This window comes from Haloarcula sp. MBLA0163 (genome assembly GCF_055632435.1).
On the sequence record NZ_CM145745.1, the window covers coordinates 777,210 to 799,743 of the forward strand.

The following is a 22,534-nucleotide window of genomic DNA, read 5'->3' on the forward strand; positions in this document are numbered from 1 at the left end:
CGGTTTGGCCGTTGCGATACGACTGGTCGGTCTGTGGTGCCAGTGGCTCGCCGGGGGTCGAGCGGCCGGTCACGACGACCGGTTCAGTCGTCGGTCAGCATCTCGTAGGCGGCCTTGACGCGCTTGAACTCGGCCTCGGTTCCGGTGTCCGTATCGGGGTGGACCTCCTTGACGCGTTCCCGGTAGGCCTGTTTGACCGCCTGTTCGTCGGCGCTGGGGTCGAGGCCGAGACGGTCGTACGCCTCCGACAGCGTCGGGCCGTTCGACTGCCCAACGGGCCCGCGCTGACGCTGCTGGGCCTGGCGGCGACGTCGCTGTTGGCGGGCCTGGCGGGCGCGTCGGCCGAAGCCGTCCGCCCGCCGCCCGTCGCGTGGCGGGGTCCACTCCTCGCGCGGCCCGGCGCCGAACCCACCCCGCCGACTCCCGCCGGACTCGGTGGCCGCGCGCCGCTCGACGCGCTCGTAGAGGTTGGCAGCCATCTTCCCACTCAGATGGTAGTACATGAGGTACGTGGAGGCGGCGAACATCAGGGCCAGGAAGAGCACGGCCGGGTTCACCAGTATCCCCACCACCGTCAGCAACGCTGTCAGTACCGCGAACACCGCGGCGACACCCGTGATGAGCCGGTCGTACTGCACGATTCGTGGTTCGGCCTACAGGACCGTAAGCGTCTCGCCTGTCGCCCCAAGCGTTCAATACGCCGAGCGTGCTAGTCCGTGACATGAGCGTCTCCGGGCTCTGTGACCTGTGTGACCGGCCCGACGTCGACCACGGCTGTGACCGCTGCGGGCGACTCGTCTGTGACCGTCACTGGGACGAGACGACCGGGCTGTGCGTCGAGTGCAGCGTCGAGGCCGGGCAACCGGGCGACCGAACTGACCCCGAGGACCTGCCCGACGGCGTCGACACCTACCGGTTCTGACCTACCGGAACCGGTTCAGTTGCTCCTTGAGTCGCTTCGCCGACTGTCCGGCCGCCTCGAAGAACTGCTCGGGGGCCCCGCGGTCGGCGGCGTCTTCTCCGGCGAAGATGATACCCCGCGAGGAGTTCACGAGGCCGACGCCGTCGGCGAGTCCGAACTCCACGGCGGCCTCCGCGTCGCCGCCCTGCGCGCCGACGCCGGGGACGAGGAACGGGATGTCGGGGACGAGTTCGCGTATCTCCTCGAGTTCTTCGGGCGCGGTGGCGCCGACGACGAGGCCGACGTTCCCGTTGTCGTTCCAGAGGTCGGCGAGGTGGACGACCCGTTCGTACAGTTTCTCGCCGGAGGCCAGTTCGAGGTCCTGCAGGTCGGCGCCGCCGGGGTTCGAGGTGCGCCCGAGGACGAACACGCCCTTGTCCTCGTGCTGGAGGAACGGCTCCAGCGAGTCGCGACCCAGGAACGGGTTGACGGTGATGGCGTCGGCGGCGGGGCCGTGCTCGTCGTCCAGGACCGTGGCGTACTGGCGGGCGGTGTTCCCGATGTCGCCCCGTTTGGCGTCCAGCAGGACCGGAACGTCCTTCCCGTGGGCGTACGCGATGGTCTCCCGGAGCGCCCGCCAGCCGTCGGGGTCCTCGTAGAACGCCGCGTTGGGTTTGTAACAGGCGGCGTACTCGTGGGTCGCGTCGATGATGCGGCGGTTGAACTGCCAGCGGGGCAGGTCGGCGTCACGGACGGCGTCGGGGAGGCGGGCCGGGTCCGGGTCCAGTCCGACGGAGACGACGCTGTCCGCGGCCACGATGCGGTCGTGGAGCCGGTCGAAGAAGTGCATAGGTAGCGGGCCGCCGGCGACGGATACAAGCGTTTCCCTCTGTGGCCGCGGCCCGCGGCTGAGAATCAATTCTGAGAATCAGACCCCGAGTCTATTTCACACCCCGAATGAAACTGAGCCTATGGACCGTTCCCTCGATGTCGGGCACGTCGCGGAGACGCTCCCGGACCTGCGACAGGCACTCGAGGACCCCCGGCTGCGGCCGTTCGGACTCGTCGGCGGCGTGGGGCTGCTCGTCGTCGGTGCGCTACTGTCGCTGATGCCCACGTCCGGGTCGTCGGCGTTCTGGTCGAACGCCGTCGCCGCCACGCTCGTCTTCGTCGGGGTTCCGCTGTTCTGCCTCGGCCTCGCGGCGCGGGAACCCGCCTCGGACTCGTGGTTCCACATCGGCGTCGACCTCTCGACCAAACAGCGCCAGGCCGTCGCCGTCGGCACGCTCTGTATCACGCTCGCCCCGATAGTGATGGCGGTCGGCTCGCCGCTCGGACTCACGGTCGTCGTGCTCGCGACGGCCGCGACGATGACGTTCGTCGGGTCGGCGCTGGTGCTCACCGGGTTCATCGCGTGGACGGCCGAGACGCTGGCCGAACCGGGGTCGACCTGACTACCCCAGTCGGTCGGCGAGCACGTCGACCAGCGCCTTGACCGCCGCGCCGCTGTGGGCGACGACGACGGTGTCGTCCGCCGACTCCTCGACGGTCACGTCCTCGCGAGCGACGTCGACGGCCACCGACCCGGAGAGCCGCAACCGCGCCGTCTCGGGCGTGACGTGGACCTCGGCGAGCCGGGTGCCGTCGGCCTCGATCCCGAAGGCGAAGGCGCCCTCGGGCGTCGGGTCCACGTCCGGGTCGGCGTCGACAACCGACAGCGTCCCGAGCGCCCCCCGTTCGAGCCCCGTCACCTCGGAGGCGAGCAGCTGACCGATTCGCTTCCCGTCGGTGATGCGGTCCTCGACCATCAGACCTCCTCCCGCGCCTCCTCGGCGATGCTCTCGACGGCGACGCCCTCGCTGCGGGCGTAGACCACGGCCGCGGCCTCCAGGGTCACGCCGAGATCCGACTGCAGCGAGTTGATGCCGGCGACGGCCGTCTGCTTCTCCACGCCGCTCTCGACGACGGCGTCCAGCACCCGCTCGAACGTCGACCGTGACTGGAGGACCTCCTCGCCGGGCGAGAACCCGTCCGGAACGTCGACGCTCCCGGCGTCGAACGTGACGAGGAGGGCGTCGGACTCGCGTTCGACGAGGCCCTCGCTGGCGGCGACGTCGACCAGCGACTTCGCCTGGTCCGGCGAGAACCAGTTCCGGTCGAGCGACAGGGCGACGACGAACTCGCTCTCGGCCATCCGGTCGGTCCCGCGCTGGCGGAACGGCGCGGCCACGGCCGTCTTCAGACTCATCGTTCGGGCAACCGTCTCGCCCCCGGGTAACGATTACGGTTACGCCGCCGCCCGACGCGTCGGGCGATGTGCGGGCCGTCACGCTCCGACACACTCCGGTCCGGCATCGAACGCTTCAAGTAGCCGCTGGGTCATGACTCGGGTATGAAAGACCAGGGACGCTCCCCTCGCAAGCGCACAGGCGGTCGACGACGCCCGAACCACAAGAAGAAGAAGCACGAGCTCGGCCGTGAACCGACGGAGACGCAGGTCGGCGCCCAGAAGCTGAAGGTCGTCGACTCCCGCGGCAACACCCAGAAGATCCGCGCCGTCACGACCGACGTCGCGAGCGTCGCCGACGGCGCCGAGACGGTCGAGGCGACCATCGAGAACGTCGTCGAGAACCCGTCGAACCCCAACTACGCCCGCCGGAACATCATCACGAAGGGCGCCATCGTCGAGACCTCCGAGGGCGAGGCCCGCGTCACCTCCCGTCCCGGCCAGGACGGCCAGGTCAACGCCGTCCTCGTCGAGTAACCCGTTCTCGCGGCCTTCTACACACGCCTCGCCCTCGCCAGCGGCCGGTCTGGCCGGGCGCCGACGTGCCGGTCGGTGACGATAGCTGGTGCAGGCCGTCGTCGAGATGCCGCTCCGAGAGCGACGGCGACGACCACCCCGTCGGGATGCTGACGGTGAACGACGGTACCTGAAAACGAGGGGCCCGGCGGAGACGTCGGTAGAACGGCTTCGCGACTAGGGGCGCGGTGCGGCCTTCTGGAGCGCGCTCTCGGCGATGTTGCCGCCGTAGTCGGCCGTCCGCGAGAGGGAGTCGACGACGCGGCCGAGGATCTGTGCGCTCTGTGGGTCGAGTTCGCGGACGTCGGTGTCGACCTCGCGGGCCGTCTCGTCGACGCTGGGAATCTGGCCACGGGCCTCGTTGGCCAACTCGACGGCCTCGTCGGAGTCCTCCGCGAGGAGGGCGTCCATCGCCGTCTCCGAGACGGCGGTGGCCTCCTCCTCCAGCTGTCGGAGCAGGTCGGCTGTCTCGCCGGTTATCTCTCCGATCTCCTGGGACAGGCCGGCTATCTTCGTCGCGTGGTCGGCGATGCGCTCCAGCTGGCGGGCGCTGGACTGGTAGTCGAACACCGTCTCGCGGGGGAACCCGATCTCGTTGGCCGCCGTCGGGTTCCGGAGGACCGTCCGGAACACCCGCGAGACCATGTACCAGAGGCGGTCGACGTCGTCGTCCCGTTGCATCACGTCCTGTGCGAGGTCGTCGTCGTCCTCGATGAGCGCCTCGACGGCGTCCGAGAGCATCGTCAGCGAGACGAGTCGCATCCGCGTGATGGCGTTGTGGACCGACAGCTCCGAGGAGTCGAGCAGGTCCTGCAACACGACGCGGTCGGAGGTCTCCTCGATGACCTCCAGCCCCACCAGCCCCTGTGTGGCGTCGCGGATGATGCGGCGCTGTTCGGCGGTGATGCGGGGCGCCTCGAGACGGATGACGTCGAACCCGCTGACGTACATCGTCATCACCGCGCGCGTGAGCTCGTGCTTGTTGTCCAGCCCGCCCACGTCCAGCGTCCCCTCGACCCTGTCGTCGTCGCGCTTCGGTGCGAGCAACAACAGGTCCTCCTCCGCGTGGAACTCGACGACGCTGCCGGCGCTCACGTCGTTCTCCGTGGCCCAGTCTTTCGGAAGCGAGACGGTGTACGTCGAACCGCCGGTCACCTGCACCTTGCGGGTCTCCATGTACGTCCGTATCAGTCCCCCCGCGACATAAATCCCGCCCTATCTATATATTCGATGACCTGTCCACCCGTACAGGAGCGAAATGCGCCGAAAACAGCTGTAGAGCTACCTGTGTGCGTAATCGGGTGTCGAGTCGAGTGGACCGGGCGGCTGCGCGAGAATTCCAGTTCTGCTGCCGTTTCGGGCGTCGAGAGGGTAATATCCGTATCATACCAGTCCCCCTGACACACGTTCTCAACTTTTTCCTATATAGACAACGTAGCCAACTATACACGTCATAGTAGAGTACTTATTTATCACTGGTCTCCGTCCCGATGATGACAGACTCACCGAACCGCGGCGTCTCGCGTCGTAGTTTTCTGGCAAGCACCGGTGCCGTCGGAGCGCTCGCCCTCGCAGGATGTACCGAAGGTCCGTCCAGTGGTGGCTCCGGCGACGGCGGCGGTTCCAGCGGTGACGGCGGTTCGAGCGGTCTCTCCGGCGAGATAAACATCACCGGGAGCAGTACGGTCTACCCCGTCGCGACGGCCGTCGCGAACCGGTTCCAGCAGGAACACTCCGGCGTCGACATCAGCGTGAGTTCGACCGGGTCCGGCGGTGGGTTCAGCAACCACTTCTGTGTCGGCAACTCGGAGTTCAACAACGCGTCCCGCCCCATCTCGGAGGAGGAGAAACAGCTCTGTAGCGACAACGACATCGAGTACCACGAGGTCAACGTCGCCACGGACGCGCTGACGGTCATCGTCAACAGCGAGAACGACTGGGTCGACTGCATGACCCCCGACCAGCTCAAGCAGATATGGCGCGCCGACGGCGCGTCGAACTGGTCCGACGTCAACAGCGAGTGGCCCGACGAGCCCATCAGCCGCTTCGGCGCCGCCGACACCTCCGGCACGTTCGACTACTTCAGGGAGGCCATCCTCGGTGAAGAGGCCAACCACACGAGCAACTACGAGGCCACCGAGCAGGACAACCTCATCCTCCAGGGCGTCCAGCAGGACCAGTACGGTATCGGCTACTTCGGCTTCGCGTACTATCAGGGCAACAAGGACGCCGTGAAGGCGCTGGGCATCGACAACGGCAACGGCTGCGTCAAGCCGTCGCTCGAAACGGCGAAGGCAGGCGAGTACAAGCCCCTCTCCCGCCCGCTGTTCACGTACCCCAAGAAGAGCGCGCTCGCCGAGGAACACGTCGCCGAGTTCGCCCGCTACTACGTCGAGCAGAGCGCCAACTCCTCGCTCATCGCCGACGAGATCGGCTACGTCCCGAAGACCGAAGAGGGCATGCAGGAAGAGCTGGACGCGCTGAACGAGGTCATCGACGAAGTCCAGTAGCGACTACGTATCCCGATATTGAGACACAATAGCCCTATAGATACAATCCGGGTACTTTTTCCCGAGATACGGTATATGACTCAACGACCACGATGAGCAACGAGGGACAGACTCCGGACCTCACAGGGGACCGGGGGTTCAGGACGGTCCGGGAGTCGACGTACAGATACGCCCTTGCCGGGTGTGCCGTGTTGTCCGTCCTGACGACCGTCAGCATCATCGCGGTGCTGGTGCTCGACGCGGCCGACTTCTTCTCGGTCGTTCCGATCGCCGAGTTCCTCGGCGGGACGCGGTTCAGTCCGAACCTCCAGCCCCAGAGTTTCGGCGTCCTCCCGCTCATCCTCGGGACGCTGCTCATCACCATCGGGGCCGCGGTCATCGCGCTCCCCGTCGGCCTGCTGACGGCCATCTACCTGAGCGAGTACGCGACCCAGCGGACCCGGTCGATTCTCAAGCCCATGCTGGAGGTGCTCGCCGGCGTCCCGACCGTCGTCTACGGCTACTTCGCTATCGTCTACATCACGCCCGCGCTGAACGTCGCTCTCGACTGGCTGAACTCGACGCTCGGGCTCGGGCTCCCCAACCTGGGCCTGTTCAACGGGCTCTCCGCCTCCATCGTCGTCGGCATCATGATCATCCCGATGGTCTCCTCCATCAGCGAGGACGCGATGAGCTCCGTGCCCGACTCGCTACGACAGGCCGGCTACGGCCTCGGGGCGACGAAGTTCAACGTCTCGCTCCGCATCGTCGTCCCGGCCGCCGTCTCGGGCATCGCGTCGTCGTTCATCCTCGCCATCTCTCGGGCCATCGGCGAGACGATGGCCGTGGTGCTGGCCGCCGGCTCACAGCCACCGGACATCCCGGCGGTCCAGTCGGCCTTCGGCATCCCGTACGTCGCGCCGGGTGACCTCCTCGGACTGTACACGGAGAGTTCGGCGACGATGACCGTCGCGATGATCGACATCGCGAGCGGGGACATCTCGGGGGGGTCGACCGCCTACAAGTCGCTGTTCGCCATCGGCCTCACGCTGTTCGTCATCACGCTGGCGATGAACGTCGTGAGCGACGTCGTGGCGAGCCGATACCGGGAGGAGTACGAGTAAATGGCGACACAGACACCGACACAGGAGACGACGGAGTTCGGCGAAGTCAGCCGGCTCAAGGGAATCGTGTTCAAGTACACCTCGTTCGCCGCGTCCATCGTCGGTATCCTCGCCCTGGGGGTCCTGCTCGCGTACGTGTTCTGGGACGCCTTCGGGCTGGAGTCGGCGGGGACGACGTGGTACCTCGCCTACACCGCGACGCTGCTGGTGCCGCTGCTCGCCTTCTTCGCGTACGCACGGACGAGGCCCGACGTCGTCGCCGGGGCGTTCGAACTGTTCAGCCTCACGCTTGGCGGCGTGATGCTCACCGTCGCGACGGTCATCGTCCTCTCGGTCATCGCCAGCCCACCGGTCTGGTTCGCCTACTTCCTCACCGTCGTCGGTCCGGCCATCGGCATGTACGTCTACGGCCAGTACGATCGGGAGGCGACGTGGGTCGGACTGGGCATCCTCGCCGCCGTCGTCGTCGGCCCCGTCGTCGGCACACTGGCGCTGGACACGCTCGGTTCGCTCGGCGCCATGCTGGGCGCACCGGGCATCTACTTCCTGTCGCTGGTCCTGCCCGGGGCGGGGCTGGCCGCCTTCCTCGCGTACGACCGGCTGGAGCTCTCGAGGCGACAGAGCGCCGGCATCGGCGTCGGCCTCCCGGTGCTGGCTATCGTCGGCGTGCCGGTCGTCGACATGGTTCCCCAGATCGCTCGCTCGGTGTGGCTCATCGGCCTCGTGATGTTCGGGTTGCCCGTCGGCTACACCGTCGTCAACACCGCGCAACGACGCGAGCGGTGGGCCGCCTTCGCGTTCCCCGCCATCGCCGTCCTCGGGTTCCTCCTGGGCGAGTTCGTCGTCGGCGTCGTCGGCGCGACCGAGCCCTCGCCGTGGCTCGACTGGCAGTACGTCACGAGCGGCCCCTCGATCTCCAACGCCGCCGAAGCGGGGCTGTACCCGGCCATCATCGGGTCGGTGTTCCTCATCGTCCTCGTGAGCGTGTTCACGTTCGTCTTCGGCGTCGGCACCGCCATCTACCTCGAGGAGTACGCACCGGCAACCGGCCCGGTCGGGACGATCACGCGACTCGTCAACGTCAACATCTCGAACCTCGCCGGCGTCCCCTCGGTCGTGTACGGGCTGCTCGGGCTGGGTATCTTCGTCAACATCGACGCCCAGCTCGGCCCGATTACCTACGCCGGGTTCGGCGTCGGGACGGTGTTCACCGCGTCACTGACGCTCTCCCTGCTCATCCTCCCCATCGTCGTCATCTCCGCACAGGAGGCCATCCGGTCGGTGCCCGACTCGCTCCGGCAGGCGTCCTACGGCATGGGTGCGACCCGGTGGCAGACCATCCGGAACGTCGTGTTGCCCCGGTCGCTACCGGGCATCCTGACGGGGACGATTCTGGCGCTGGGTCGGGCTATCGGCGAGACGGCACCGCTCATCATGATCGGTGCGGCGACGACGAAGTTCTCGCCGCCGTCCGGACTGTTCAGCAAGCTCACCGCGATGCCGATGCAGATATACGCGTGGGCGTTCCAGCCCTCGCCCGACTTCCGCTACGGCGTCGTCGCGGCCGGGGTCGTCACCCTGCTCATCGTCCTGCTGACGATGAACAGCGTGGCGATTCTCGTGCGGAACAAATACCAACAGGAGGCTCACTAATGACGACAGAGGACATGGCGACAGAGACCGAGGCACAGGACGACGAGGCAGACGAGGAGTCGCTCATCAGCACCGACCCCGGCAAGGGCGGGTTGGACGAGAACGCCGACCGCGGCGGCGTCACCGCCGGCAAGACCATCATCCAATCGCGCGACCTGGACGTCTTCTACGGCGAGACGCAGGCACTCCAGGACATCGACCTCGAGATACCCGAGAACCAGGTGACGGCGATGATAGGCCCCTCGGGCTGCGGGAAGTCGACGTTCCTGCGGTGTATCAACCGCATGAACGACCTCATCGACATCGCCCGCGTCGAGGGGGAACTCTCCTTCAAGGGCAAGAACGTCTACGACGACGACGTCGACCCGGTGGCGCTCCGCCGCCGCATCGGGATGGTGTTCCAGCACCCCAACCCCTTCCCGAAGAGCATCTACGACAACGTCGCCTACGGCCTGCGAACGCAGGACAAGACCGAGAACATGGACGCGGTCATCGAGGAGTCCCTGAAGAAGGCCGCCCTCTGGGACGAGGTCAAGGACCGCCTCGACGAGTCCGCACTCGACCTCTCCGGCGGGCAACAGCAGCGACTCTGCATCGCCCGGGCCATCGCCGTCGACCCCGAGGTCGTCCTGATGGACGAGCCGGCGTCGGCGCTGGACCCCATCGCCACCTCCCAGATAGAGGACCTCATCGAGGAGCTCTCCGAGGAGTACACCGTCGTCATCGTCACCCACAACATGCAGCAGGCGGCCCGCATCTCCGACAAGACGGCCGTCTTCCTCACCGGTGGTGAACTCGTCGAGTTCGACGACACGGACAAGATATTCGAGAACCCCGAGAGCCAGCGCGTCGAGGACTACATCACTGGCAAGTTCGGGTAACGCCGTCCGCTTTCCTCGAGTCGCCTCACTCGGACAGCGTCGCCTCGGTGTCGATACCGTACACGGCACGCGGCGTCTCGACGTGTGCGGTTCGCACCGCCTCCTCGTGGCCCTCCTCCAGCAGCCAGCGGACCCGACGCGGTACCGTCTTCGGCCCCAGTACCGCGCCGGGTCGGTCCGGGTCGTCGATGTAGTCGGTCTCCATCAGGAACGGGTCGCCTTCCTCGATAGCCACCTCGAGTTCGTCCTTGTCCGCGAGGACGGACTTCGTCGGGCCCCGCAGCCGGCCGCCGGAGTAGTGCTTGACGACCTGCTGGCGGTCGAGGCCGCGCTCCTCGGCCCACTGGGCCACCTGCTCAAAGTCCTCGCCGCCCTCCGTGTGCAACTGCACGGCGAAGCCCCCGTCGGCGGCCAGCTCGAACGCGTGACACATCACTTCGTTCGAGGCGTCCCAGACGGCCTCGGCGACGTCGTAGTGGGGACGCCCCGACTTGATGGCCAGCGCCGGGCCGTCGCTGACGTACTCGGCGGCCACGTCCAACCCCGTCTGCATGATGTCCCGGGCTTCCTCGGCTGTGTAGCCGTCCTCGACCAACTGCGAGACCAGCGCCGGATGGACGCCCAGCACCGGCCACGCACGGCCCGGCAGCACCTCGGTCGCCGACTCGACGGCGCCGACGGTCAGGTCGAACGCCTCGCGGAAGGTGTCCTCGTCGGTGGCGGCCTCCACGAGGTGCCACGACGGCTTGTTGAGGACGAGCAGGTGGGTGCCGCCCTGTTCGGCGAACTCCTCGACGGCCTCGACGTTCCGGCCCTGTACCGGGTCCAGATGCATGTGGTTGTCGAGCACCGGCGTTGCCTCGATGTCCATGTCCCGGGGTCCGGCCCGCGCGCAAAAGGGGTTGGCTATTCGACGTCGGCTTCCAGCGACAGCGAATCCTGGGCCGCGTTCTGCAGGGCGTCCGACTTCCCGTGCTCGCCGGGCGCCAGCGCGACGGTCCGGACGCCGTTCCGGGCGGCCACCTCGAGTGCCGGTTTGAAGTCCGTGTCGCGCGAGGCGACCACCAGCACGTCGATACGGTCGGCCGCGACGGCCTCCGTCGCGTCGACGGCCAACCGGACGTCGACGTCGCCGCTGGTCGTGACGACCTCGAAGCCCCGGGCCTCGCCGGCCTGTATCAGGCCCGGCGAGGCGTTCTCGTCGAGGTAGAGTCTGGTCGCCGTGAGCGGGCCGTACGATTCGGCGATGGTCCTGACCTCGTCCAGGTCGACGTCGAACTCGCTGCGCAACACGTTCGGCCCGTCGACGAACAGGCCCACGCGCGTCCGGTCGTCGGTGTCCTCGCCGACGAGGCGACGGAACAGGTTCATGAGGCTTCTCGCCCGCCGCTGGGCTTATGTGTGGCGTTTCGGGTGTCTGGCTCCGACCGAGCGGTAAACAGGATATCGCTATATCGAATCCGTCGCTGACCGCGACAGCAGCGGCATCGACTGGTCGCGAGCGCCGTCCGAGTGTCCTCGAAAGCGGTGCCACAGACGCCGGTCCGCGCTCCTCACGCGCGCCCGGTAGGTTCCGCCCGGACCGTCCGGTCGCGCTTCGGCTCCGTCGAGGGTGTCGAACGGCGTTGCGTGCGGGAAGGGGGAGGCGACGAACAGGAGGGCCCCGCTACCTGGGCCTCAGCCCGCCGACAGGGTGCCCCGAGCAGCCGTCGCAACTGTGCGTAGTCGACCTTCCCGTGCGGGCGCGTTTGAATAGATTGCCCGACGCTCCCTCGCGCTCGATACCGGCAACACCGATGGCGACGGGCGCCTGCAGGGCGCCGCCGAGTGCGGCGAACCAGTCCGAATCGGCGCCGAGACAGTCGACGGTGTCGGCCACCGATTCGGCTGGTCCGGTCGCATCGGCTCGCCCGGGCCTGACCTACCATCGGGTAGTTCGACAGTGGGGCTGTGGTCGTGGATGCGAACCCGAGGGTCGTCGTCCTACATCGACCGGTGAACGGGGCGGCGGGACTTCTGTCCGTCACCCTGCGACGATACGCCCTCGTGGCGTCGCCGCGCCCAACTCGCCGACAGTGTCTCCATCGACGAGGTCCCATCTCCCCACCGGTCGACCGCGCGGGGGAAGACGAGGAACGAGACACGCGGACCGAGCCGGCGACCCGGCTTCGGCCGCAGACCGGTCAGAGCTGTGGGGCCCGCGCTTCGGCCGAGAGGGACGAGCGAGCCGTTGTCTGCCGCCCGGACAGAGCCGAGCTCTACGAGGTATTCGAACATTTGATATCGCGCTATGCGGTTCATGCGTCGGGTTGGAAGCGCGGTCCCACGGCAGCGGAGGCCAAGTAGTAAGGTGGCCGGGGGCGATTTCCCGGCTATGACACTCCGCTCACCCCCGCTCGCTGGAGTCCACCAGGCGGCGGGCGCAAGCATGACCGACTTCGGCGGGTGGGAGATGCCGGTCGAGTTCGCGTCGATACGGGAGGAACACGCCGCCGTCCGGTCCGCCGTCGGGAAGTTCGACGTCTCGCACATGGGCGAGATAACCGTCGACGGTCCCGACGCAGAGCGCCTCACCCAGCGGCTGACGACCAACGACGTGGCGGCGCTGGACCCGGGCGAGGCACAGTACGCGGCGATAACGGACGAGGACGGCGTCATGCTCGACGACACCGTCGTCTACCGCCTCCCGGAGGGCGAGGCAGACGAGTTCCTGTTCGTCCCCAACGCCGGCCACGACGAGGAGATGGCCGAGCGGTGGGCATCGCACCGCGAGGCGTGGGGCCTCGACGCGACGGTGACCAACCGGACGACGGAGTACGCGATGGTCGCGGTCCAGGGGCCCGACGCCCCGGACCTGCTCGGCGAGGTGACGGACCTCTCGCTGAGCCGGCTGAACCAGTTCGACGTCGGACGCGGGACCGTCGGCGGCGTCGACTCGCTGGTCGCGCGCACGGGCTACACGGGCGAGCGCGGGTTCGAGATACTCTGTCCGTGGGACGAGGCCGAGGCGGTGTGGTCGGCGCTGGAGTGCCAGCCGTGCGGCCTCGGCGCGCGCGACACCCTCCGTCTGGAGATGGGTTTTCTCCTCTCCGGGCAGGACTTCGACCCCGAGGACGAACCGCGGACCCCGTACGAGGCCGGCATCGGGTGGACGGTCGAACTCGGCACCGAGTTCGTCGGCCGCGACGCGCTCGAACAGCAGGACGCCGAGGGCGTCGCGGAGAGACTGGTCGGCATCGAACTCGTCGACCGCGGCGTGCCGCGCCACGGCTACGAGGTCACCTCGCCCGACGGCGAGCCGCTCGGCCACGTGACCAGCGGGACGATGAGCCCGACGCTCGGCGAGGCCATCGGGCTGGCGTACCTCCCCACCGCGTACCGCGACCCCGGCACCTCGGTCCGCGTGGTCGTCCGCGGCGAACCGAAGAAGGCACGTACCCGGGCCACGCCATTCATCGACTGATGAGCTTCGACGTTCCCGACGACCTGCGATATCTGGAGTCCCACGAGTGGGTGCGCGTCGACGACGGTACCGCGCGCGTCGGTATCACCGACTTCGCACAGGACGAACTGGGCGACGTGGTCTTCGTCGAACTGCCGGACGAGGGCGCGGACCTGACCGCCGGCGAGGAGTTCGGCGTCGTCGAGTCGATAAAGGCCGTCTCGGACATCTACGCCCCTGTGTCGGGCGAGGTGACCGCCGTCAACGACGCCCTGTTCGACGAGCCGGAACTGGTCAACGAGGCTCCCTTCGGCGAGGGCTGGATGCTCGAGCTCGAGCTTGCCGACGAGGGCGAACTCGACGCGCTCCTCTCGCCGGACGCGTACCGCGACCAGATAGCGTAGGCCCGCGTTCGCCCGCGTGCGAGTCTCTCGCGCGGACCGGGGGAAGGAGTAGGCTAATGTGCAGCCAGTTGTTAGCACCACCCATCCTGTCCACCCGTGCGGATGGGCCTTCCGACCTATGAGCGAGAGAGACGTACCCACAACTGGCAGTCCGTACGCACCGCACACGCCGGCCGAGACGGCGGCGATGCTCGACGCCATCGGCGTCGACGACGTCGAAGCGCTGTTCGACGTGCCCGACGCGGTCGCCTTCGACGGCGAGTTCGGCATCGACGCCCGCGGCGAGCGTGAGACACGCCGGGAGGCGGCCCGCCTCCTCCGGCGCAACGACGACCTGACCGAGTTCCTCGGGCGGGGCCACTACGACCACTACGTGCCGAGCGTCGTCGACGACCTGTCGAAGCGGTCGGAGTTCCTGACCTCCTACACGCAGTACCAGCCGGAGGTCGCACAGGGGTTCCTGCAGGCCCTCTTCGAGTACCAGTCGCTGCTGGTCGAGCTGACGGGGCTGGGGGTCGCCAACTGCTCGATGTACGACGCCGCGACGGCGCTGGGCGAGGCGGCGACGCTCTCCCAGCGGGTCCGCTCGGTGTCGGGCGACCGGATTCTGGTGCCCGAGCACCTGCGCGAGGGCAAGCGCGCCGTCCTGGAGAACTACGCCGACGGCCCGGACCTCGCCGTCGAGTCGTACCCGATGACCGACGGCCAGGTCGACGTCGCCGCCCTCGCCGAGACGGCCGACGAGGACGTGGCGATGGTGTACGCCGAGACGCCCAGCGTCCGGGGCGTCGTCGCGGAACGCCTCGCCGACGTGGGCGACGTGACCGACGACCACGACGCCCTGTTCTGCCTCGGGTCGGACCCGGTCGCGCTGGCGCTCCTGGAGCGGCCCGCGGACGTGGGCGCCGACGTGGTGGTCGGCGACGCCGCCACGCTGGGCATCGGCACCGCATACGGGTTCGGCCTCGGGATGTTCGTCACCCGCGAGGCGTACCTGCGACAGGTCCCCGGCCGCCTCGTCGGGGCCAGCGACGACGCCGACGGCCGGCGGGCCTACACGCTCACGCTCCAGACCCGCGAACAGCACATCCGCAAGGAGCGGGCCACCTCGAACATCTGCACGAACCAGGCGTGGGTCGCGCTCCGCACCGCGATGCACGCGGCGTGGCTGGGCCCGCAGGGCCTGGTGGACCTCGCAGAGGAGTGCGTGACCCGCGCCCGCGACCTCGCGGCCGAACTCGACGACGTCGTCGGCCTGCAGGCGCCGGTCCACGACGGCCACCACTTCCGGGAGTTCGTCGCTCACACCGACCAACCGGCGCGGGCGGTCGTCGAGGACCTCGCCGCGCGCGGCTACGCCGTCCACGCCGTCGACGAACACCTGATACAGGTGTGTGCGACGGAGGTGACCGCCGACGAGGAGGAGGCGTTCGTCGAGGCGATGGCGGAGGTGGCCGCATGAACTACGACCAGGCCCGCTGGACCGACGACGACGGCGAGCGCTACGAACCGCTCCTCTCGGAGAAGGCCAACCGCGAGGTCGAGGTCCGGGACTCGCCCCTGCCCGAGGACCTGACCCGGGACTCGCTGGAACTGCCCGACCCCGCCGAACCGGAGCTCGCCCGGCACTACACGCGCCTCTCGCAGATGAACTACGGCGTCGAGAGCGGGCCGTTCCCGCTGGGGTCCTGTACGATGAAGTACAACCCCTCGTTCACCGAGGCCGTCTCCCGGCGGGCCGAGGCCGCGGTCCATCCCGACCGGCCCGACAGCACCGTCCAGGGGACGCTCGCGCTCTGTCACCGCCTGCAGGACTACCTGGGCCGCATCGGCGGGATGGACGCGGTGACGCTCCAGCCACCGGCCGGCGCCGCCGGCGAGTTCACCGGCATCCAGATAGCGAAGGCCTACCACCGGCACAACGACGACGAGCGCTCGGAGGTGGTCATCCCCGACTCGGCCCACGGGACGAACTTCGCCACCGCGGCGATGGCGGGCTACGACGTGGTCGAACTCCCCAGCGGCGAGGACGGCCGCGTCGACGTCGAGGCACTGGAGGCGGCCGTCGGCGAGGAGACGGCGGCGCTGATGCTCACCAACCCCAACACGCTGGGGCTGTTCGAGCGCGACATCGAGCGAATCGCCGACGTCGTCCACGACGCCGGCGGCCTGCTGTACTACGACGGTGCGAACCTCAACGCCCTCCTCGGTCGCGCCAGACCGGGCGACATGGGGTTCGACGTGATGCACTACAACGTCCACAAGACGTTCGCGACGCCCCACGGCGGCGGTGGGCCGGGTGCCGGCCCCGTCGGCGTCACCGAGGCGCTGGCGGACTTCCTGCCCGACCCGCACGTGCGGTCCAGCAAGGGCGGCTACGAGTACTACACGCCCGACCACTCCATCGGCAAGGTCCACGGCTTCTACGGCAACTGGCCGGTCCTCCTGAAGACGTTCGCCTACGTCACCCGACTCGGCGACGCGGGACTGGCCGACGCCAGCGCGAAGGCCGTGTTGAACGCCAACTACCTCGCCGAGCAGATCCCCTACGAGGTGCCGTTCGGCCCGTTCCACCACGAGTTCGTCGCGAGCGCCAGCCCGCAGGACGCCGCCGACGCGGCCAAGCGGATGCTCGACCACGGTGTCCACCCGCCGACGACGAAGTGGCCCGAGATCGTCGACGAGGCGCTGATGACCGAGCCGACGGAGTCAGAGAGCAAGCGCTCGCTGGACCAACTGGCGGCGGCGTTCTCGGCGGTCCACGGCGAGGACGACGAGACGCTGGCGTCGGCGCCCGAGCGGACGGCCGCCGGGCGCATCGACCAGGTCGAGGCGGCGAGGAACCCACGGCTCTCGTGGCAGGCGCTCGATTCTGATACCTGATAATCTGGGCCGGGTTTATTAGTACGTGGCACTCGGTTACGTTGTAACCACCAGCATGTCCGAGCAGTCTGTCGTCTTGCACGTCCGTCCCGCAACGGTGGCCGACGGTGTCACCTCGCTCTCGCTCTCGGCGGGTCCCGGCGTCGAGGTGACGTCGGTCACGTCTCGCGATGCAGCCCTCGACGCAGCCGCTGCCGTCGACCCCGACGTCGTCGTCTGCGACCACGTCCCCGACGCCGGCCTCGACGGCCTCGCCGTCATCGACGCCTTCAGCGACCAGCACCCCGGCGTTCCGGTGTTGCTGTGTACCCCCGACCCCGACGGCAGCGTGGCCGCCGAGGCGACGCGCCGGGGCGCCACCGAGTACGTCCCCCGGAGCGAGACGGACCCGGCCGAGCGGGTCCGGGCGGTACGAGCGGGACGGGACGGTCCGGAGAGCGGCGACACCGGCGCCACCATCGCGTCGCTGCCGACCGACCTCTCGGCGTCGTTCGACGCCATCGCCGGGAGCGTCTCGGACGCCATCGTCACCATCGACGCCGACAGCACCGTCGTCTACGCCAACGAGTACCTCGCGGAGCTGACCGGCTACGACCGCGAGGAGCTGGTCGGCGAACCGTTCGTCAAACTCATCCCCGAGCACCTCCGTTCGGCCCACGAGGAAGGGGTCGCCCGGTATCTGGACACCGGCGAGAAGTCCCTGGACTGGGACTACCTCGAGCTCCCGCTCGTCGACGCCGACGGGACCGAGCTGACGGTGTCGGTCTCCTTCGGCGACTTCGAACGCGACGGCGAGTGGTACTGTACGGGCGTCATCCGGAACATCTCCGAGCGCAAGGAGCGCGAACAGCGACTCATGGACACCAACCGTCGGCTCGACCTCGCGCTCGACGGCACGGAAACCGGCGTCTACGAGTGGAACCTCGAGACGGGCGAGGTGACCTGGGACGAGGCGACCGCCGCGCTGTTCGACACGACGCCGGAGGCGTTCGGCGGGACCGTCGAGGACTTCCACCAGTACATCCACCCGGACGACCGCGAGGAGTTGGAACGCGCCTTCCGGGCGGCGCGCGAGCACGACGAGCAGTACGAGGCGGAGTTCAGGGCGCTCCTCGACGGCGAGACGCGGTGGCTCTACACCAACGGGGTCATCGAGGAACGCGACGCACAGGCCCCGCGGCTTGTCGCCATCGCCACCGACATCTCCGAGCAGAAACAGCGTGAGCACGAACTCCAGACGAACAACGAGGCGTTGCGGGAGCTGACGCGACTGGCGACGCGGGACGACCTCACGAACGCCGAGACCATCGACGCGGTGCTCGAACTCGGCGCCGAGCGACTGGACATGCCGGTGGGGTACATGAACCGCATCGACGGCGAGGACTACGAGGTCGTGCAGGTCGTCGGCGAGAGCGACGTGCTCGAGCCCGGTCTGACGACGGAACTGGCGAACACGTACTGCAAGCGCATCGTCGAGACCGGCGAGACGCTCAGCGTCCTCGACGCGCCGGCCGAGGGGTGGGCCGGCGAACCGGCCTACGAGATGAGCGGGTTCGCCTGCTACTTCGGCGGCGCGATACACGTCGACGGCGAGCTCTACGGGACGCTCTGCTTCGCGGGGGAGCGGGCCCGGAAGGAGCCGTTCACCGACGCCCAGCGGCGGTTCGTCGAACTCCTCATCGAGTGGGTGAGTCGGGAGCTCGAACGGCGCCTGCGGGAGGACGAACTCGAGCGCTACGAGGACATCATCGAGGCCGTGGACGACGGCGTCTACGCGCTCGACGACGAGGGCAACTTCGAGTTCGTCAACGGGGCGATGACCGAGCTCACGGGGTACGACGAGGACGCGCTCCTGGGCACGTACACCGGTGCGGTCAAGAACGACGCGAGCGTCGAGCGCGCGGAGTCGGTCATCCGGGAGATGCTGTTCGACGACCGCGACGACGAGGCCACCTTCGACCTCGAGATACAGCGGGCCGACGGCACCTCGTTCCCGGCCGAAGACCACATGACGCTCCTCTACGGCAAGGACGAGTCGTTCGTGGGGAGCGCGGGCGTCATCCGGGACGTCACCGACCGCGTCGAACGCGAACGGGAGCTCCGGGAGGCGCGCCAGCGCATCCAGCAGATACTCGACCGCATCGGCGCGGCCTTCTTCGCCGTCGACGACACGTGGGAACTGACCTACTGGAACCACCGCGCCGAGGAGGTCCTCGGGGCAGACGCCGAGATGGTGATGGGCGAGAACCTCTGGGAGATGTTCCCGGAGGCCGTCGGGTCCACGTTCTACGAGGCCTACCACGAGGCCATGGAGACGCAGGCGCCGGTCTCCTTCGAGGAGTTCTACCCGCCCGTCGAGAAGTGGTTCCGGGTCAACGCCTACCCCTCGGAGAACGGGCTCTCGGTGTACTTCCACGACATCACCGACCAGAAGGAACGCGACCAGAAGCTCTCGGGCCTCCTCGAGACCACGCGGTCCCTGATGCAGGCCCACACCGCGTCGGAGGTGGCCGAGACGGTCGTCGACGCCGCGCAGGACCAGCTCGACTTCGACCTCAACCTCGTCAGACTCCACGACCCGGAGACGGACACCCTGCAACCGATCGCGGGGTCGGACTCCCTGCCCGACCGCCCGGTCTACGACGACGACGAGGCGTTCCCCGGCGAGGCGTTCCAGCGCGGCGAGCCGATTCGCGTCGACGACTTCGAGGAGGTCGAGTCGTACGACAACCGCCACGCGAACGCCGCGATGTACGTGCCCATCGGCGACCACGGCGTCCTGAGCGTCGCCGCCGCGGAGACGGACGGGTTCGACGACGCGGACCTCTCGGTCGCCGAGATCCTCGCGTCGAACGCCGCTGCCGCGCTGGACCGCGTCGAACGCGAGCAGGACCTCCTGCGCTACGAGACGGCCGTGGAGAACGTCCGTGACATGGTGTACGTCCTCGCCGAGGACGGGACCTTCCAACTCGTCACCGAACCGCTCGCCGAGTGGCTCGGCTTCGATCGGTCGGAGATGCTCGGGCAGCACCCCCGGACGGTGCTGGACGACCACTCGGTGGCCGCCTTCGAACAGCGCATCCGCGACCTCCGACAGCAGAGCGACGACGGGTCGATGCAACTGGAGACGTCGCTCGTCACGGCCGACGGCGTCGAGCGGCCGGCCGAGATAGAGGTGTCGCTCATCGACGACGACGTGTTCCGGGGGACGGTCGGCGTGGTCCGGGACCTGACCGAACTCAAACAGGCCCGCGAGGAGCTCCGCGACGAGCGCGACCGCTTCTCGTACCTGTTCAACAACCTCCCGGACGCCGTCGTCGAGACTGAGTTCACGGCGGACAGACAGGCGGTGCGCTCGGTGAACCCCGCGTTCACCGAGGTGTTCGGGTTCGACCACGCGACGGTCCTCGACCAGGAACTGACGGACCTCATCGCCCCGCCGGACGAGGCCGCTCGGCTGGAGGCCGACCGGCTCGCGGAGGCCAACGCGAGCGGCGAGTCGGTGCAGGCCGAGATCCGCCGTCGGACCGACCACGGGTTCCGCGACTTCCTCTACCGGGGGGTCCCCTACCAGCGCGACGACGGGCGGATGTGGGGCTTCGGCATCTACACGGACATCACCGAGCAGAAAGAGCGCGAGCGGCGGCTCGAGGTGCTCAACCGCGTGCTACGGCACAACCTCCGGAACGACCTCACCGTGGTGATGGGGCTGGCCGACGAACTGGCCGAGCGACTCGACGACGAGACCCGCCTCTCGCTGGTCGAGCGCCTCCAGCGGAAGGCCGCCGACGTGGCCTCGGTCAGCGACCGGGCCCGCGACATCGAGCGTGCGGTGCGCCGGGACGACGCCGGGACGAGACCGGTGGACGTCCCCGACGCCGTGGCCTCGCTGGTCGAGACGTACGCCGACGAGTACGGGGGGCGCATCGAGACGAACATCCCGTCGGTCGACGCGTCGGCCGCCGACGGCCGCTTCACCCGCGTCGTCGGCGAGTTGCTGGAGAACAGCCTCGAGTACGCCGGGCCCGACCCGACCATCACCGTCGACGTCGACGTGAGCGCCGACCGCGTCTCGGTGACGGTGGCCGACGACGGGCCGGGGATTCCCGACCACGAACTGGACGTGGTGACCGGCGACGAACCGATCACGCAGTTGAGTCACGGCAGCGGCCTCGGCCTGTGGCTGGTCATCTGGGTGACGGAGTCCTACGGCGGGACGGTGACGTTCGACGAATCGGCGACGGGCGGTACGTCGATAACGCTCGACCTCCCGCGGACGGACGTCTAGACGGCGTCCCGGATGCGCTCGGCGAGCGTGCGGTACTGCTCGGTGCCGGTCCCCTTCTGGACGAACGCGGTCACCCCGGCCTCCGTGGCCGCCGGCTGTACGTCCGCCGGTTCCCGCGCGCTGAACAGCAGGAACGGGAGCGACTCGTCCTCCTCGCGGATCGCCGCACACAGTTCCAGCCCGTCGAGCCGCGGCATCTTGAGGTCGCTGACGACCGCGTCGTACTCGCCGGTCAGCGCCATCTCGAGGGCCGTCTCGGGGTCGGCTTCGCTCGTCACCGAGAGGTCGTCCTCCTGACCGAGGAACGTCGCCACGATCTCGAGCACGTCACGGTCTTCGTCGACCAGTAGGACCTCCAGACTCATCATGCAGTAGTTCCGGTCCGAGGTGGTAAAACTCCCGGTCACTGCATCTCGTCCAGCGCGACGAACGCCGACCGGTCGGCCGTGAGCCACGTCGACATCCGCGGCACGCCGGAGAGGCCCGGCGGGTACATCGTACAGCGGTCGGGGCCGTCGGAGTACTGCACGACCGTCAGTGACAGGTCGACGTCGCGGTCGTCGGGACCACTGCGCGCGTCACCGGCCGCCCAGTCCGGGTCGAGGCTCATTGGCTCTATCCGACGGCTCGCCCACCACCGACAAAACGACTGCTAAGAGCACTCCGTACGGCTATTGAGCCGTCTATGCGGTCTGCCCGGTGTCGACCTCGCCGTCGATGCGGACGAAGCCGTAGTCACACTCGGGGCAGTGCCACTTGACCTTCGTCCCGAGGTGCATCGTCGTGCTGGCGACCTTCCAGAAGTCGCGGTACTCCTCACACGCCGGACAGTAGTGCTCCAGTTCGAGGCTCATACGGGACGCTTCTGTACGGCCCCAATTGAAGGTCCCGGTTTCCGCCGGTTCGCACCCCGTCGTGACCCGAAGACGCAAACCGATCGCGCCCGTCCCGCGGGTATGGGACGACCGGACCGCGAACCGACGCGCCCGACCGCACTGGCACTCGACGCCGCCGCGCCGCCGCCCGAGGCGACAGCGACGGCGACGTTCGGCATGGGCTGTTTCTGGGGGCCCGACGCCCGCTTCGGTGCCATGCCCGGCGTCGTCCGGACGCGCGTCGGGTACGCGGGCGGGAGCGACCCGGACCCGAGCTACTACTCGCTCGGCGACCACACCGAGGTCGTACAGGTCGAGTACGACCCGACGGAGGTCGCCTACGAGGACCTGCTGGACGCGTTCTGGGCGAACCACAGTCCGTTCTCGGCGCCGCACAAGCGACAGTACCGCGGCGTCGTCCTCGCCCACGACGACGCCCAGCGAGAGGCCGCAGTCACGTCGAAGGCGGCGCTCGAGGACCGGACCGGAAAGTCCGTCCAGACGCCCGTCGAAGCGCTGTCTGCGTTCTACCGGGCGGAGGACTACCACCAGAAGTACGAGCTCCGCTCGACGCCGGTCGTCGCCGACGAGCTCGAGGACGTCTACGGGCCGGCGTTCGTCGAGTCGACGGTCGCCGCCCGTCTCAACGGGTTCGTGGCCGGCCACGGCGACGACGACCGGCGCCGCGAGCTGCTCGCCGACCTCGACCTCACCCCGGCGGCCCTCTCGGAGGTCCGCCGACGGCTCTGACCCGCGCACCCTCGCCGCCCGCGTCGCGACGCGCCCAAACG

General features: G+C 68.6%; 23 protein-coding genes. 13 read left to right on the forward strand and 10 right to left on the reverse strand.

Annotation, left to right across the window (positions count from 1 at the left end):
• Positions 1 to 83 precede the first annotated feature (83 nt).
• Positions 84 to 638, reverse strand: coding sequence for a J domain-containing protein (locus ACV7GQ_RS04065; protein WP_470312270.1), 555 nt, complete (start codon positions 636 to 638; stop codon positions 84 to 86).
• A gap of 83 nt (positions 639 to 721) precedes the next feature.
• Here ACV7GQ_RS04065 and ACV7GQ_RS04070 point away from each other — a divergent pair, with 83 nt between their 5' ends.
• Positions 722 to 922 carry a hypothetical protein gene (locus ACV7GQ_RS04070; RefSeq protein WP_470312271.1) on the forward strand — a complete coding sequence of 67 codons (201 nt, stop codon included), beginning with the start codon at positions 722 to 724 and terminating at the stop codon, positions 920 to 922.
• Between the two features lies 1 nt (position 923).
• Here ACV7GQ_RS04070 and pyrF read toward each other — a convergent pair whose 3' ends face one another.
• Complete coding sequence (pyrF, locus tag ACV7GQ_RS04075) at positions 924 to 1,751, reverse strand: orotidine-5'-phosphate decarboxylase (protein WP_470312272.1); 828 nt, start codon at positions 1,749 to 1,751, stop codon at positions 924 to 926.
• Between the two features lie 121 nt (positions 1,752 to 1,872).
• Here pyrF and ACV7GQ_RS04080 point away from each other — a divergent pair, with 121 nt between their 5' ends.
• A complete protein-coding gene (locus tag ACV7GQ_RS04080; protein WP_470312273.1) occupies positions 1,873 to 2,355 on the forward strand; it encodes a hypothetical protein in 483 nt (160 codons plus the stop codon).
• Here ACV7GQ_RS04080 and ACV7GQ_RS04085 read toward each other — a convergent pair whose 3' ends face one another.
• The gene (locus ACV7GQ_RS04085) at positions 2,356 to 2,709 is read right to left on the reverse strand and encodes a DUF7993 family protein (protein WP_470312274.1); all 354 of its coding nucleotides are present in this window, start codon (positions 2,707 to 2,709) and stop codon (positions 2,356 to 2,358) included.
• On the reverse strand, positions 2,709 to 3,149 hold the full coding sequence (locus ACV7GQ_RS04090; RefSeq protein WP_470312275.1) for a DUF2240 family protein: 441 nt from the start codon (positions 3,147 to 3,149) through the stop codon (positions 2,709 to 2,711). Before ACV7GQ_RS04090 ends, ACV7GQ_RS04085 begins: the two co-directional genes overlap by 1 nt.
• 144 nt (positions 3,150 to 3,293) lie before the next feature.
• Between ACV7GQ_RS04090 and ACV7GQ_RS04095 the strand changes: the two genes are divergently transcribed.
• Positions 3,294 to 3,665, forward strand: coding sequence for a 30S ribosomal protein S8e (locus ACV7GQ_RS04095; RefSeq protein ID WP_470312276.1), 372 nt, complete (start codon positions 3,294 to 3,296; stop codon positions 3,663 to 3,665).
• 216 nt (positions 3,666 to 3,881) lie between these two features.
• On the opposite strand, the gene ACV7GQ_RS04100 is transcribed toward ACV7GQ_RS04095, so the two are convergent.
• A complete protein-coding gene (locus ACV7GQ_RS04100) occupies positions 3,882 to 4,880 on the reverse strand; it encodes a PhoU domain-containing protein (RefSeq protein ID WP_470312277.1) in 999 nt (332 codons plus the stop codon).
• A gap of 317 nt (positions 4,881 to 5,197) precedes the next feature.
• Here ACV7GQ_RS04100 and ACV7GQ_RS04105 point away from each other — a divergent pair, with 317 nt between their 5' ends.
• The 4 genes from ACV7GQ_RS04105 to pstB all read left to right on the forward strand — a co-directional run bounded on the left by ACV7GQ_RS04105 (position 5,198) and on the right by pstB (position 9,851).
• Positions 5,198 to 6,214, forward strand: coding sequence for a phosphate ABC transporter substrate-binding protein PstS family protein (locus ACV7GQ_RS04105; RefSeq protein WP_470312278.1), 1,017 nt, complete (start codon positions 5,198 to 5,200; stop codon positions 6,212 to 6,214).
• 92 nt (positions 6,215 to 6,306) lie between these two features.
• On the forward strand, positions 6,307 to 7,317 hold the full coding sequence (gene pstC / locus ACV7GQ_RS04110) for a phosphate ABC transporter permease subunit PstC (protein WP_470312279.1): 1,011 nt from the start codon (positions 6,307 to 6,309) through the stop codon (positions 7,315 to 7,317).
• Positions 7,318 to 8,970: a phosphate ABC transporter permease PstA gene (gene pstA / locus ACV7GQ_RS04115; RefSeq protein ID WP_470312280.1), complete on the forward strand. Its 1,653-nt coding sequence runs from the start codon at positions 7,318 to 7,320 to the stop codon at positions 8,968 to 8,970.
• Complete coding sequence (gene pstB / locus ACV7GQ_RS04120) at positions 8,970 to 9,851, forward strand: phosphate ABC transporter ATP-binding protein PstB (RefSeq protein WP_470312281.1); 882 nt, start codon at positions 8,970 to 8,972, stop codon at positions 9,849 to 9,851. The genes pstA and pstB overlap by 1 nt, the downstream gene beginning before the upstream one ends.
• Before the next feature lie 25 nt (positions 9,852 to 9,876).
• Here the strand turns inward: pstB and ACV7GQ_RS04125 are convergent, their stop codons facing one another.
• Positions 9,877 to 10,722: a TatD family hydrolase gene (locus ACV7GQ_RS04125; RefSeq protein WP_470312282.1), complete on the reverse strand. Its 846-nt coding sequence runs from the start codon at positions 10,720 to 10,722 to the stop codon at positions 9,877 to 9,879.
• A 35-nt stretch (positions 10,723 to 10,757) separates the two neighbouring features.
• Complete coding sequence (locus ACV7GQ_RS04130; RefSeq protein WP_470312283.1) at positions 10,758 to 11,222, reverse strand: NYN domain-containing protein; 465 nt, start codon at positions 11,220 to 11,222, stop codon at positions 10,758 to 10,760.
• A 1,003-nt stretch (positions 11,223 to 12,225) separates the two neighbouring features.
• Between ACV7GQ_RS04130 and gcvT the strand changes: the two genes are divergently transcribed.
• From gcvT to ACV7GQ_RS04155, 5 genes are all read left to right on the forward strand, one after another.
• Positions 12,226 to 13,314, forward strand: coding sequence for a glycine cleavage system aminomethyltransferase GcvT (gene gcvT, locus ACV7GQ_RS04135; RefSeq protein ID WP_470312284.1), 1,089 nt, complete (start codon positions 12,226 to 12,228; stop codon positions 13,312 to 13,314).
• Positions 13,314 to 13,697, forward strand: coding sequence for a glycine cleavage system protein GcvH (gene gcvH / locus ACV7GQ_RS04140; RefSeq protein WP_470312285.1), 384 nt, complete (start codon positions 13,314 to 13,316; stop codon positions 13,695 to 13,697). The genes gcvT and gcvH overlap by 1 nt, the downstream gene beginning before the upstream one ends.
• 118 nt (positions 13,698 to 13,815) lie before the next feature.
• A complete protein-coding gene (gcvPA, locus tag ACV7GQ_RS04145; protein WP_470312286.1) occupies positions 13,816 to 15,159 on the forward strand; it encodes an aminomethyl-transferring glycine dehydrogenase subunit GcvPA in 1,344 nt (447 codons plus the stop codon).
• Complete coding sequence (gcvPB, locus tag ACV7GQ_RS04150) at positions 15,156 to 16,580, forward strand: aminomethyl-transferring glycine dehydrogenase subunit GcvPB (RefSeq protein ID WP_470312287.1); 1,425 nt, start codon at positions 15,156 to 15,158, stop codon at positions 16,578 to 16,580. Before gcvPA ends, gcvPB begins: the two co-directional genes overlap by 4 nt.
• Positions 16,581 to 16,635: 55 nt before the next feature.
• Positions 16,636 to 20,868, forward strand: a complete 4,233-nt coding sequence (locus ACV7GQ_RS04155) for a PAS domain S-box protein (protein ID WP_470312288.1) — start codon at positions 16,636 to 16,638, stop codon at positions 20,866 to 20,868.
• Here ACV7GQ_RS04155 and ACV7GQ_RS04160 read toward each other — a convergent pair.
• The 3 genes from ACV7GQ_RS04160 to ACV7GQ_RS04170 all read right to left on the reverse strand — a co-directional run bounded on the left by ACV7GQ_RS04160 (position 20,865) and on the right by ACV7GQ_RS04170 (position 21,722).
• A complete protein-coding gene (locus ACV7GQ_RS04160; protein ID WP_470312289.1) occupies positions 20,865 to 21,233 on the reverse strand; it encodes a response regulator in 369 nt (122 codons plus the stop codon). The two genes, ACV7GQ_RS04155 and ACV7GQ_RS04160, sit on opposite strands and share 4 nt — an antisense overlap.
• Positions 21,234 to 21,271: 38 nt before the next feature.
• Positions 21,272 to 21,478 carry a DUF7511 domain-containing protein gene (locus tag ACV7GQ_RS04165; protein ID WP_470312290.1) on the reverse strand — a complete coding sequence of 69 codons (207 nt, stop codon included), beginning with the start codon at positions 21,476 to 21,478 and terminating at the stop codon, positions 21,272 to 21,274.
• A gap of 73 nt (positions 21,479 to 21,551) precedes the next feature.
• A complete protein-coding gene (locus ACV7GQ_RS04170) occupies positions 21,552 to 21,722 on the reverse strand; it encodes a DUF7838 family putative zinc beta-ribbon protein (RefSeq protein ID WP_220619440.1) in 171 nt (56 codons plus the stop codon).
• A gap of 102 nt (positions 21,723 to 21,824) precedes the next feature.
• Here ACV7GQ_RS04170 and msrA point away from each other — a divergent pair, with 102 nt between their 5' ends.
• On the forward strand, positions 21,825 to 22,493 hold the full coding sequence (gene msrA / locus ACV7GQ_RS04175; protein WP_470312291.1) for a peptide-methionine (S)-S-oxide reductase MsrA: 669 nt from the start codon (positions 21,825 to 21,827) through the stop codon (positions 22,491 to 22,493).
• Positions 22,494 to 22,534 lie beyond the last annotated feature (41 nt).